This window comes from Phenylobacterium sp. (genome assembly GCF_031412415.1).
GTDB lineage: Bacteria > Pseudomonadota > Alphaproteobacteria > Caulobacterales > Caulobacteraceae > Phenylobacterium.
Map to the genome: position 1 here is coordinate 1 of NZ_JANOCX010000055.1, position 12,171 is coordinate 12,171.

Annotated in this window: 13 protein-coding genes; 9 read left to right on the forward strand and 4 right to left on the reverse strand. The window is 67.7% G+C overall.

The genetic code is table 11. The annotated features are described in order from the left end of the window. A partial coding sequence (locus tag RMO04_RS02590) for a serine hydrolase domain-containing protein (protein ID WP_309643234.1) occupies positions 1-1,120 on the forward strand: 1,120 nt, incomplete at its 5' end. Here RMO04_RS02590 and RMO04_RS02595 read toward each other — a convergent pair. Further along, positions 1,117-2,655 (reverse strand): acyl-CoA synthetase, encoded by a 1,539-nt coding sequence (locus RMO04_RS02595; RefSeq protein WP_309643235.1) that lies wholly within the window; start codon positions 2,653-2,655, stop codon positions 1,117-1,119. The two genes, RMO04_RS02590 and RMO04_RS02595, sit on opposite strands and share 4 nt — an antisense overlap. Before the next feature lie 137 nt (positions 2,656-2,792). On the opposite strand from RMO04_RS02595, the gene RMO04_RS02600 reads away from it, so the two are divergent. The 4 genes from RMO04_RS02600 (at position 2,793) to RMO04_RS02615 (ending at position 6,315) form a co-directional block, all read left to right on the forward strand. Further along, positions 2,793-3,677 (forward strand): crotonase/enoyl-CoA hydratase family protein, encoded by an 885-nt coding sequence (locus RMO04_RS02600; RefSeq protein WP_309643236.1) that lies wholly within the window; start codon positions 2,793-2,795, stop codon positions 3,675-3,677. 57 nt (positions 3,678-3,734) lie between these two features. Beyond that, positions 3,735-4,958: a DUF2336 domain-containing protein gene (locus tag RMO04_RS02605; protein WP_309643237.1), complete on the forward strand. Its 1,224-nt coding sequence runs from the start codon at positions 3,735-3,737 to the stop codon at positions 4,956-4,958. Between the two features lie 221 nt (positions 4,959-5,179). After that, complete coding sequence (locus RMO04_RS02610; RefSeq protein ID WP_309643238.1) at positions 5,180-5,605, forward strand: MucR family transcriptional regulator; 426 nt, start codon at positions 5,180-5,182, stop codon at positions 5,603-5,605. A 221-nt stretch (positions 5,606-5,826) separates the two neighbouring features. After that, the gene (locus tag RMO04_RS02615) at positions 5,827-6,315 is read left to right on the forward strand and encodes a PAS domain-containing protein (RefSeq protein ID WP_309643239.1); all 489 of its coding nucleotides are present in this window, start codon (positions 5,827-5,829) and stop codon (positions 6,313-6,315) included. A 16-nt stretch (positions 6,316-6,331) separates the two neighbouring features. Here the strand turns inward: RMO04_RS02615 and RMO04_RS02620 are convergent, their stop codons facing one another. Together RMO04_RS02620 and RMO04_RS02625 are read right to left on the reverse strand one after the other, a co-directional pair. Then, on the reverse strand, positions 6,332-6,760 hold the full coding sequence (locus RMO04_RS02620; RefSeq protein WP_309643240.1) for a SufE family protein: 429 nt from the start codon (positions 6,758-6,760) through the stop codon (positions 6,332-6,334). A 45-nt stretch (positions 6,761-6,805) separates the two neighbouring features. Further along, positions 6,806-7,585 (reverse strand): HAMP domain-containing sensor histidine kinase, encoded by a 780-nt coding sequence (locus RMO04_RS02625; RefSeq protein WP_309643241.1) that lies wholly within the window; start codon positions 7,583-7,585, stop codon positions 6,806-6,808. A gap of 167 nt (positions 7,586-7,752) precedes the next feature. Between RMO04_RS02625 and RMO04_RS02630 the strand changes: the two genes are divergently transcribed. Next, positions 7,753-9,435: an ATP-binding protein gene (locus tag RMO04_RS02630; protein ID WP_309643242.1), complete on the forward strand. Its 1,683-nt coding sequence runs from the start codon at positions 7,753-7,755 to the stop codon at positions 9,433-9,435. Here RMO04_RS02630 and RMO04_RS02635 read toward each other — a convergent pair. Continuing rightward, positions 9,432-10,349, reverse strand: a complete 918-nt coding sequence (locus tag RMO04_RS02635) for a hypothetical protein (protein WP_309643243.1) — start codon at positions 10,347-10,349, stop codon at positions 9,432-9,434. The genes RMO04_RS02630 and RMO04_RS02635 overlap by 4 nt on opposite strands. Positions 10,350-10,433: 84 nt before the next feature. Here RMO04_RS02635 and RMO04_RS02640 point away from each other — a divergent pair, with 84 nt between their 5' ends. From RMO04_RS02640 to RMO04_RS02650, 3 genes are all read left to right on the forward strand, one after another. Then, positions 10,434-10,766 (forward strand): DUF1491 family protein, encoded by a 333-nt coding sequence (locus tag RMO04_RS02640; RefSeq protein WP_309643244.1) that lies wholly within the window; start codon positions 10,434-10,436, stop codon positions 10,764-10,766. 85 nt (positions 10,767-10,851) lie between these two features. After that, positions 10,852-11,232 carry a hypothetical protein gene (locus RMO04_RS02645; RefSeq protein WP_309643245.1) on the forward strand — a complete coding sequence of 127 codons (381 nt, stop codon included), beginning with the start codon at positions 10,852-10,854 and terminating at the stop codon, positions 11,230-11,232. A gap of 43 nt (positions 11,233-11,275) precedes the next feature. Continuing rightward, on the forward strand, positions 11,276-12,171 hold an 896-nt coding region (locus RMO04_RS02650; RefSeq protein ID WP_309643246.1), incomplete at its 3' end, for a GTP-binding protein.

The window sequence follows — 12,171 nt, forward strand, 5'->3', positions numbered from 1 at the left end:
CGGGTTCACACAGGATAGGTTCGCGGGGGCGCGGGCCGCGTTCGAGGCCAATCTGGCCTCGGGCGCCGATGTGGGCGCCTCGTTCTGCGCCACGGTTGAAGGCGAGACCGTCGTCGACCTGTGGGGCGGTTGGGCCGATGAGGCCAAGACCCGGCCGTGGGAGGCCGACACCATCGTCAACGTCTATTCGACCACCAAGACCATGACGGCGCTGACGTCGCTGCTGCTGGCCGACCGGGGCGAACTCGATTTCGACTCGCCGGGGGCCAAGTACTGGCCCGAGATCGCCGCCGCCGGGAAGGGCGCGGTGAAGGTCAGCCACCTGATGAGTCACGCCGCTGGCCTGTCAGGCTGGAAAGAGTCGATCACTGTCGAGGACGTCTATGACTGGGACAAGGTCACCGCTCTGCTGGCGGCGCAGGCGCCCTATTGGGAGCCGGGGACTCAAAGCGGCTACCACGCCCTGACCCAGGGCTTCCTGGTCGGCGAGGTGGTGCGGCGCATCACCGGCAAGTCGCTGGGCACGGTGTTCCGCGAGGAGATCGCCGAGCCCCTGGGCGCCGACTTCCACATCGGCCTGCCGGCCTCGGAAGATGCTCGCGTCGCCGAGTTGATCCCGCCGCCGCCGGGCGCTGCGATCGGCGATGGGGACCAGTCGCCGTTGGTGGCCAACATGTCGCGCAATCCGGGCATCGACCCGCGCGAGACCCGCACCCGCGCCTGGCGGGCCGCCGAGATCCCGGCGGCGGGCGGACACGGCAACGCCCGCTCGGTGGCCGAGATCCACATACTTCTGGCCAATGGCGGCGTGGCGAAGGGCAAGCGGCTGCTCTCGGAGGCCGGATGCCGCAAGGCGCTCGAAGTGCAGATCGAGGGAACCGACCTGATCCTCGGCGGTCCGGCGCGGTTCGGCATGGGCTTTGGCCTGCCCAGCGCCACCGTGCCCCTGCCCAATCCCAACTCGATCTTCTGGGGCGGCTACGGCGGCTCGCTGATCATCATCGACATGGATGCCCGCACGACCATCGGCTACGCGATGAACAAGATGGCCGGCACGACGACGGGCGACATGCGCGCCATGGGCATGGCGATGGCGGTCTGGGGCGCGCTGGCCGCCTAGACGATCTTCGAGCCTTCCTTGCCCCAATAGGCGTCGCGGATCAGGCGCTTGTAGAGCTTGCCCGTCGGATGGCGCGGCAGCTCCTGCATGAACTCGAACAGGCGCGGCGACTTGATGTGGCTGAGATTGGCGCGGCAATAGGCCGACAGTTCGGCCTTGAGATCCTCGCCGGCGCTGTCCCAGTCGGCGGGCTGGATCACGGCCACGACCTTCTCGCCCATCTCCTCATCGGGGGCGCCGACCACGGCGGCGTCGGCCACCTTGGGGTGGGTGATCAGCAGGTTCTCGATTTCCTGCGGGTAGATGTTCACCCCGCCCGAAATGATCATGAAGCTCTTGCGGTCGGTCAGATAGAGGAAGCCCTCTTCGTCCACCCAGCCCACGTCGCCCAGGGTGGTCCAGCCGTGCTTGTTGGTGTTCTCGGCCACCTTCTCAGGGGCGTTGTGATAGACCAGCGGCGCGCCGCCGCCGAAGTAGACCGTGCCCTCGGTGCGCGGCGGAACCTCTTCGCCGTCCTCGCCGACGATGTGCAGTTCGGTCGAGGTCGCCTTGCCCACCGAGCCCTTGTGGGTCAGCCAATCGTGCGGGCCGATATAGCAGAACCCGTTGCCCTCGCTGCCGGCGTAGTACTCGTGGATCACCGGGCCCCACCAGGCCAGCATCTGCTCCTTCACCGGAATGGGGCAGGGCGCGGCGGCGTGAACCGCCGAGCGCATGGACGACACGTCGTAGCGGGCGCGGGCCTCGGGCGGCAGTTTCAGCATCCGCACGAAGTGGGTCGGCACGAACTGGCCGACGTCGATCTTGTGTTTTTCGATCAGGCGCAGGGCGTCTTCGGGATCGAATTTCTCCATCTGGACCACCGTGGCGCCCAGGCGATGGACGCCCATGCACCAGCGCAGGGGGGCGGCGTGATAGAGCGGAGCCGGCGAGAGGTAGATGCTGTCGTTGCGGAAGCCGAACAGGTGCTCGGCCATCATCGACAGGGCGTTGGGCGCATCGATGGCCGAGCCGGTCAGCGGGTGCTTGATCCCCTTCGGCCGGCCGGTGGTGCCCGACGAATAGAGCATGTCGGCGCCGGCGCTCTCGTCGGCGATGGGCGTGGTCGGCATCGGCGCGCGGGCCGCCTCGAAGCTCTGATACGGCGCTCTGGCCTCACCCACCATGTAGAGCTTCACCCCCGGTAGGAGGGCGGGCATCTCGTCGAGGACAGGTCCGACGCCCGGCGAGGTGATCAGCACCTGAGCCTCGCAGTCCTTCATGATGTATTCGACCTCGCCCGCCGTGAGCTTCGACGAGACGCAGCAGAAATAGAGCCCCGAGCGCTGAGCGGCCCAGGCGATCTCGAAGAACCGGGGATGGTTGTCCATCAGGATGGCGATGACGTCGCCGGTCTTCAGGCCCATGGACCGGAACAGGTGCGCGCCTTGGTTCGAGCGCTCGTCCAACTGCTTGTAGGTCACCGTTTCGCCAGACCCGGCCATGATGTAGGCGGCGCGGTCGGGATGGGTCTTGGCGTGTGTGGCCGGATGCATGTTTTCTTCCTCACGGCGACCGGACGCGCGTCTCCGCGCCGCGGCCGTCCTCCCAAACTTATCGTTGTTCAGGCTCATATGCGGCGCTTGACGGACCGTCCGTCAAGCGGGGCGGAGTGAAGAAAAGGGAGAACGAGATGGCCACCCAGACTTTCGAAACCCTCAAGCTGGAAGTCGAGGGCGGCGTCGCGGTCCTGACGCTCAATCGACCCGACAAGCTCAACGCCTTCAACACCCAGATGATGAAGGACATGATCGCCGCCTTCGACGTCACAGACGCCGACGACGCGGTGGGGGCGGTGATCGTGACCGGCGCCGGGCGGGGCTTCTGCGCCGGCGCCGACCTCTCGGGCGGGGCCCAGACCTTCGACTACGATGCGCGCGGCGGCGAGGATAAGGCCGCCCGCACCCGCGAGGGCCTGCAGCGCGACGGCGGCGGCCTGCTGACCCTGCGGATCTACGACAGCCTCAAGCCGGTGATCGCCGCGGTGAACGGTCCCGCCGTGGGGGTCGGGGTCACCATGCAACTGCCCATGGACATCCGCATGGCCTCGACCGAGGCGCGGTTCGGCCTGGTGTTCGCACGGCGCGGGCTGAACCCTGAGGCAGCCTCGTCCTGGTTCCTGCCCAAGCTCGTTGGCGTCCAGACGGCGCTGGAATGGTGCTACACCGGGCGGGTCTTCCCGGCGCAGGAGGCGCTGGATCGCGGCCTCGTGCGTTCGCTGCACGCGCCCGAGGATCTGCTGCCGGCCGCCAAGGCCCTGGCCCGCGAGATCGTCGAGAACACCGCGCCCGTCTCCATCGCCCTCACGCGCCAGTTGCTTTGGCGCATGGCCGGCGCGTCCCATCCCATGGAAGCCCATCGCGCCGACAGCCGGGGCATCCAGACGCGCGGCGCCATGGCCGACGCCCGCGAGGGCGTTATGTCGTTCCTGGAGAAACGCCCGCCTGTCTTCCCCAACAAGGTGTCGTCGGACCTGCCCGATATCTGGCCTGACTGGGAGGCCCCGCAGTTCCGCTGATCACGCGCGGTTAAGCAGGCTATGGTTCCATTGTTAGATTCGTTGGCGGATCGCCCCATGAACCAAGCCGCCCCCTCGTCCGATCCCGTCTCCGCGCCCGATCCCGCGCAGGCCTTCCGCGCGCGCGGAGCCCTGCTCAAGCGCATGGCCGACGTTGTCTGCCTGCCCAGCTCACGTGTGAACGCCTTCGAGCGTTCCATGACCGCCGACCTGCTGGTGGACATGCTGCGCGAGGCCGAGCCCGACGAGCGCAAGAAGGTGGCGCGGCGCCTGGCCGGCCTGACCGAGATTCCGGCCAGCCTGGTGCGCCTGCTGCTGCGCGACCACGTGGATGTGGCGGAGGAGCTTCTGATCGAATGTCCGTCGCTGTCGGACGCCGATCTGCTCGACTGCGTGCGGCTCACCGACCTGGAGCATCGCCGGTTGATCGCCCTGCGGCGCGGGGTCAATGAGGTTGTCTGCGACGTTCTCATCGAGTTCGGCGAGATCATCGTCATCGAATGCCTGCTGAAGAACGACCTGGCGCGGCTGTCCAACGCGGCGGTCGAGGCGATCGTGGCGCTGACCCGCGGCGATTCGCGGCTGACCGCGGCGCTGCTTCGGCGCTCGGAACTCCGACCCGCCCATGCCTATGTCCTGTTCTGGTGGGCTGACGCCGACACGCGCCGGATCATTCTCCAGAGGTTCGCCGTCAGCCGCGAAGTCCTGCAGGAGGCCACCAGCGACATCTTCGCCCTTGCCGCCGCCGAGGGCTGGCAGGATCCGCTGTCACGCAAGGCGCTGCAGTTCATCGAGCGTCGGCAGCGAAACCGCGCCGCCATCGACAAGAGTCCGTTCGACAGCCTGGAGGCGGCCGTGGCCGCCGCCCAGGACGGCCTGACCCGCGAGATCGCCGAGGAGATATCCTATCTCTCCGGCCTCAAGCCGATGACCGGCGCCAAGATTTTCACCGATCCGGGCGGCGAGCCCCTGGCGATCCTCTGCAAGGCCACCGGCCTGCCGCGGCAGGCCATTCGCGCGCTCTGGCGCGGGCTCAAGCGGTCCGAGACCGAGGATGGCGGCGCATTGTCGCAAGGGCTCGAGCGGGTGATGACCACCTATGACATGATCGCGGTCGATCGGGCGCAAACGGTGCTGCGCTACTGGAACTGGTCACTGACCTCGGCGCTGACTCCGGCCTTGTTGCGGGCAATTCGTGACGGCGATGAAGACGCCATCGACGAATACTCGGCGCCCCAGAGGGCCGCCATGCTGGCGCTTTCAAAGGAATTTGGTCGCTGATCTTGGCGTATCGCGCAATGAGCGAGTGACGTCTTGGCGGTTGTGCCTGCAACCGATTGGTGCGCTGCAACAGTTCTCTAATGACAAAGAACGTGTTCGTTCAGTCGCCGAACTGAGTTCCAGACTTGTGCTTGACTGAAGACCGATATATTGACGCCATGACTGTTGTCGTGAATCAGTCATCCCCCAAATTGTGCAACGCACTCACGGAACCGAGAAATATGGACGAGAAATCGGAAGTCATTGAGATGACGGCGGATATCGTATCCGCTTACGTCGGGAACAATTCGGTCGCCGCGGCCGATCTTCCCAATCTCATCCAAAGCGTCCACCGCGCTCTGGCGGGGATCACCTCTGGTTCGGACGTGCAAGAAGCCGCTCCCAAGGAACCTGCGGTTCCGGTGCGTCGCTCGATCACGCCAGATCACCTTGTTTGTCTGGAGGATGGTCGCAAGTTCAAGTCGCTGAAGCGGCACCTGCGCACGAAGTACAATATGAGCCCCGAGGAATACCGCGCGAAGTGGGGTCTTCCGAAGGACTATCCGATGGTCGCGCCGAACTACGCCAAGGCGCGATCGGATCTGGCCAAGCAGATGGGCCTGGGCCAGGGCGGTCGTCAGGCGCCGCGCAAGCGCGCCAGCAAGTAGCCGAAAATTTAGATCGAGCTTCTGGAAACGCCCGCCTCTGGCGGGCGTTTTCTTTTGTGCGCCATCGTGACGGCGTGGCGAAGGATCGCGGCTTTCGCGCCCCGGCCGCCACCTTTCTGCCTGATTTCTTGTCGCACCCCCGATTTCCGCTTGCCGCAGAATCACCGGGTGAGCGATAAGTGATTCGTCGCGATTCCAAGGGGTTGTTAAGGAATCTGAATATGGCCGCACAGATCGGAGCTTCCGCGGCGGCCGCCCGCGCACATGAAGAACTCTATGCCTATTGGTCGGGGCTGCGCCATGGGCCGCGCCTGCCTGGCCGCGGCGACATCCGTCCCGAGGATTTCAAGCGCCTGCTGCCCACCGTCAGTCTGATCGACGTGGTTCGCGAGCCGCTGGACTTCCGTCTGCGCCTGGCCGGAACGGGGCTCTACAGCGTCTACGGCCGCGAAATCACCGGCCGGAGCCTGCCCGAGGTCTACAATTCATCCGCCGCCGAATACTGGCGCACGGAATTGACCAAGCTGGTGGAAGATCGCCGCCCCGCCGTCGGGGTACACAACCTGGCTTGGCGCGGCGCGGCGCATCTCTCGATCCTCTGGCTGCGCCTGCCCTTGGCCACCAATGGCAAGGACGTCGATATGATCATGGGCTACGACGCCGTGGTCGGGGTCCAGGGCGACACCATCAGCGGCATTCGCGCCGCCTGACGGGTCCGGCGTGGCCCTAGGCTGCGGTGCTCAGGGCCTCGGCGTCCCGGCGCACCCGTCCCACCATCGAGGCCAGTCCGTTCGACCGCTGCGCCGACAGGTGGCCGCTTAGTCCCAACTTGTCGAATGCGGCCTTGGCGTCGAAGTCCAAGATGGTCTGGGGCGAGCGCCCCGAATAAAGCCGCAGCAGCACCGCGATCAGACCACGCACGATATGCGCGTCGGAGTCGCCGCGGAAGGCGACGGAGCCGTCGGCCTGGGGTTCGGTGACCAGCCAAACCTGGCTGGCGCAACCGCGAACCTTGTTGGCTTCGTTGCGCTCGACGTCGGTGAGAGGCGCCAGTTCGCGCCCCAGGTCGATCACATGGCGGTAGCGCTCTTCCCAGTCACCCAGCAAGTCGAACTCCTGGGCGAGGTCTTCAAGGTCTTGGTCGATGTCGGTCATGTCACCGGCGACTTAGGGATCGGCGACCCGCGACGCAACCGATGTTCAGCCGACCGGCAATCTGACGGTGGCGGTCAGACCCTCGCCCAGGGCGGATTGCAGCCTGAGCCGCCCGTTCATGGCCAGGCAGAGCAGCTCGACGATGGGCAGGCCCAGGCCCGCGCCCTCGCTGCGTCGGGTGAGCGCGTTCTCCCCCTGCTCGAAGGGGCGCAACAGGCGCGGCAGGTCCTCTGGATCGACGCCTGGCCCGTTGTCGGAGATGTGGATCTCGACGTCGCCCTCATGCGGCGCGATGGAAATCCGCACCGTGCCGCCCTCCGGCCCGAAGGCGACGGCGTTCTGGATGAGGTTGGTGAGCACGTTGCGCAGGCCGCGCGCGTCGGCGGTCACGGCCGGCAGGCTGCCCTGGCCTTCGACCACGATGGTGGTCCGGCGCGCGGCGATCTCGTCCCGCAGTCCGTCCAGCGCATCGTCTAGGGCGTGATCGAGCGCTTCGGAGCGCAGGTCCATGTCCATCGCCCGGCCTTCAAGCCGCGCGATCTCCAGGATCTGGTTGACCAGTTTCAGCAGCCGGTTGCCGCTGGTCCGGATGATCCCGGCATATTCCTTGTACTGCGGCGCACCCAGCGGGCCATACAGCTCCGAGGAGATGATCTCGGAAAAGCCCAGGATCGAGTTCAGCGGCGTGCGTAGTTCGTGGCTGACCATCCGTAGGAACGACCGCTTGGTCTCATCCAGCGCCGCCTCGCGCCGGGCGCGGGGGCTCAGACGCGCCGGTTCGTGCTGAGAATCGGGCTCGTGGTGGAGGTAAGCCGCCTGGGCCATGGGAAGTCGAACGCCTCGAAGGCTGGAGCGTTTGATCCTAGGCGCACGCGCTTACGATTTCGTTTCTGTGGAAGATCATGCATTTGCCTGGTCGCGCCTCAGGTGAGCGGCCTCGCGGGGACTCAAGCGGGAGGCTAATGTCGCGCCCCATCGTCGTATCGAGAGGCATGCGCAACACCGTGGCCGACGGCCTACCCACCGACAGGACGACCGAGCCGGCCGCCAAGCCTCGACCTGTCAGGGATCGGGAAGCTGTCTGGTGGTCAGCGGGCTGGCTTGGCGTCATCGTTCTGGGCGCCGTCGGCGTCGCGGTTGCGGGTCTCGCACCCACCGAGCGGGCGCTCACGGCGCTCGCGGTCGGCGCCGCTCCGGCCCTGGTCGGGCTGTTCCTCAAGCAGTCTCATGGCGCGGGCGCGCGCGGCGCGCTTATCCTGGGCTGGGGGCTCTGCACGGCGCTGGCCGCCCTGATGACTGGCGGCGTCGCCGGTCCGTTGGCGGTATGGTTGCTGGCCCCGATGGCCGCGGCCGTGGCGCTTAGCCGAGGTCGTGGCCTGGCCCTGGGTGCGGCCACCTCCCTGGTCGCCGTGGGGCTCGCGGCCCTCGCCGGTCGCAATCTCCAGATCCCGCCGCCTGAGCCCGATTTGGCGTTCGGGATCTCGACAATCGCGCTCATCGCCGTGGTCCTGGCCTTCGGCGCGGGGCTGGTGGCCCTGCAGAAGCAGGCCGCGCTGGACGCACGATCGCGCGACCGCCAGGAGGCGCGCCTGCGCCAGGCGCTGGACGAACAGCCGCACCAGCTGCTGGGCGTGCATCCGGAGGGCCGGGTGACCGCGGTCTGGGGTCTCTCGCCGCCCGGCCTGACGACGAAGGCGACGCCTGGAGGCTCGCTCTTCGACCTGGCCTCGCCCGAGGACCGTCCGCGTCTGATCGAGGCCCTGAAGCAGACCCTTGCCGAAGGCGCTGCTGAGATCGCCTTCATCCCCGACGCGGCGCCGGAGGGATGGCTTGCGCTCAGCCTACGCCGAACCTGGGACGGCCGCGCGGTGGGTGCCCTGCGCGACGGCCGGCCCGAGCGCGCGCGCATGGCTGGCCTCGAGCAGGCCAAGGCCGACGCCGAGGCGCAGAACGCCGGCAAGTCGCGCTTCCTGGCCAATATGAGCCATGAGCTGCGCACGCCGCTCAACGCCATCATGGGCTTCTCCGACATCATGAAGCAGCGGTTGTTCGGCCCGCTGTCGGACCGCTACGCCGAGTACGCCGAGCTGATCCACGACTCCGGTACGCACCTGCTGGAGCTGATTAACGACGTGCTGGACATGTCCAAGATCGAGGCCGAGCGGTTCGAACTCTCGCGGGAGGAGTTCGACGCCCGCGATGCGGTGTCCGGCGTCCTACGATTGATGCGCGGGCAGGCCGACCGGGCGGGGGTTCAATTACGGGGCTTGCTGCCCAAGGATGGGCTCGACGTGGTGGCCGACCGCCGCGCCCTGAAGCAGATCGTGCTGAACCTGATCTCCAACGCGTTGAAGTTCACCCCCAACGGCGGGTCGGTAACAGTTACGGCTCGCGAGGAGGACGACGCCCTTGAGGTGATCGTCGCCGACACCGGGGTCGGTATCAGCCGCGAAGACCTGGCCCGGCTGGGGCGGCCCTACGAGCAGGCGGGCGATGCGGGCCAACGGGCGGCCGGCACCGGCCTTGGCCTCTCCCTGGTGCGCGCCTTCGCTGAACTGCACGGGGGTCGGATGACGATCGAGAGCCGGCTGGGCGACGGCACGACCGTGATCGTGAGAATGCCGGTGCTGCTGGAGTCGGCCGTGGTCGAACGCGAGCCCGAGCCCGCCCTCTAGCGGCTGGCCACCTGCAGGAAGGCGCGGCCGGCGGCGAAGTCGCCCACCTCGACATAGGCCCGGCGCACGGTCTCGCCCTGGCCGTCGGCGAACAGGAACTCCACGGCCACGGCCTCGCGCGGGTCGAGAGAGGCCAGGGCCGCGGCGGCCTTGGCGGGGAAGCGGAAGGCCCAGCCGGACTTCAGATCCTTGGGCAGCAGGTCGCGTCCGGCGCTGCTGCGCGCCTCGGCGGCGTAGATGGCCAGGGCGCCGGACGGCGGCATGCGCCGCGCCAGCGGCAGACGGCCGACGGCCTCGCCGCGCGTGTCGAGATAGGGACCGATCGTCAGGTCGGCGTCGCGCAACACCAGGCGCGCCGCGTAGGGCGTCTGTCCGTCAGGGAAGCCCGCCACCGCCATCAGGGCGTTGGCGCCGTCGCGTCCGGCAAGGCCAAACACCATGCGATTCCAGCCGAAGGTCGACTGCTGCTGCAGCCGCCACCGCGCGGCCTGGCCGCTGGCGCGGTCGGCCTGCCACTGGGCGTGATCTCCGGGATAGGTCATGCGGCTAAGCTGGGCGTAGCCGTCGAAGGCCTGCCGCACCCGCGCGGCGGCGATGTTCAGGTCCTGGGAGTCGCAAGGGATGACCGCGGCCTTGTTGCGCGCGCGAGTCTCCACAGCCTTGAGCGTCCCGCGGTCGGTCCCGGCGCGCAGCACCGCCCCACGCGCCTGGGCCTGGCCGGCGGCCAGCGCCGCGCCCACGGGAGCCTCGAACAGCCCGCAGCGGCTGTCGGCGACTGTCATCACCGTGCGCTCATAGAAGAGGTCGACGGCCCCGGCCGTCGCGACGCCGGGCGAGACGACCAAGGTCGCCGCCAGCGTCAGCCCCACCCATCCACGTTCGGCGAGCTGCGCGGTTCGGCGCGGTCTCGTCATGGTTCCTGCTTTTCTCGTATAGGTTCGAGAACTCGGCGTGAGCCTAGCCGATCGCCCTTTCCGTTCTGTTATCGAGACCGAAGAATGCTGCTTTCCACCGACATCTGGGTCGCGGCCCTGATCCGCCGGACGGAGCTGGGGGGCGGCTTCGCCATGGTTCTGCGCAAGGGCGACGCGCGGGCCGGCAGCGTGCTGGTCAAGGTGTTGAACCGCGCGGAGGGCGTGACACGGCTCTATGCCGAAGCCACGCGCGGCGACGGCGAGCGGGTCTGGATGCAGCCTTCGCTGTCGGACCAGGAACCGGAGCTCGACCGCTATATCGAGCGCGCGGCCAAGATCGACCCCGACATCTGGGTGGTTGAGATCGACGATCGGACCGGCCGCCACTTCCTGACCGAACCGGTCGAGCAGGGTTAGCGGCCCATTCACCGCCTTCCTCAACGGCGGCGAAAGCACCCCCATGTCATATCCGCTCGTCCCAAGAGCGAGGTGGCGCCGCCGAATGCTGTTTCTGTTGAACGACGTGGTGCTGAACCTCAGCGGCGTGAAGCTCTCGCCGCAGATGGCGGCGCGCCGTTTCCAATCCCTGCCGTTCGAGGCCGTCGGCAAGCTCGGCCGCGAACTCTTCGCCGAGAACCCGCTGCTGCACCTCAATCGACAGGAGCGGGCCTGCCGCTTGGCCACCCTGATCATCGCCAAGGCGCCCAGGGTCAATGCGGCCCTGTTCGTGTCCCCCAGCTACGGCTGCGATCCCGAGGAGGTGATGTTCCGTGTCGCGACGCTCGGCGCCAACGTCATGGCTGGACTGTCGCATCGCCAGGACGAAGGCCTTCTGGACACGCTCTCCACCGATCGCGAGGTCTGGCGCAGGCTCGCCGCCTGAACCGGAGTTTGCGCGCGGGCGCGGCACGCGCTATCGCCCGCCCATGAGCCATTCTCCCGCCGCCGAGGCCGCCCGCCGGCGCACCTTCGCCATCATCTCCCACCCGGACGCCGGCAAGACCACCTTGACCGAGAACCTGCTGCTGGCCGGGGGCGCGATCCGCGCGGCCGGGCAGGTGCGCGCCCGCGGCGAGAACCGCCGCACCAGGTCCGACTGGATGAAGATCGAACGCGAGCGCGGCATCTCCGTCTCGGCCTCGGTGATGACGTTCGATCACGACGGCCTGATGTTCAATCTGCTGGACACCCCGGGCCACGAAGACTTCTCGGAGGACACCTACCGCACGCTCACGGCCGCCGACGCCGCGGTCATGGTGCTGGACGCCGCCAAGGGCATCGAGCCCCAGACGCTGAAGCTGTTCGAGGTCTGCCGCCTGCGCGACATCCCCATCGTCACCTTCATCAACAAGATGGACCGCGAGGCCCAGGACCCCATCGAGCTGCTCGACGAGATCGCCTCGAAGCTCGCCCTCGACCCCGCGCCGCTCTATTGGCCCGCCGGCTCGGGCGGGCGGTTCAAGGGCATGCTGGACCTGCGTAAGGACAAGTTCCTGCCCTTCGCCAAGAAGGGGTCGGACAAGGACGAAGGCCACCCCGCGGCTATCGCTTTCCACGGCAACGCCATGGGCAGCTATCTCGATCCCGACGAGCAGGCCGAGCTCGAGGAGGGCTCGATGCTGGTCCAGGAGGGCTACAAGACCTTTGACCCGCAGTCCTTCCTCGAAGGCCACATGACGCCCGTGTTCTTCGGCTCGGCCCTGCGCCACTTTGGCATCGACCAGCTGCTGGAGGGCCTGGGCGCCTACGCCCCGCCGCCCAAGTCGGTCTCGGCGGTCAAGGCGTCGGAACCGACCCATGTGGTTCCGGGTGACCCGGAAGT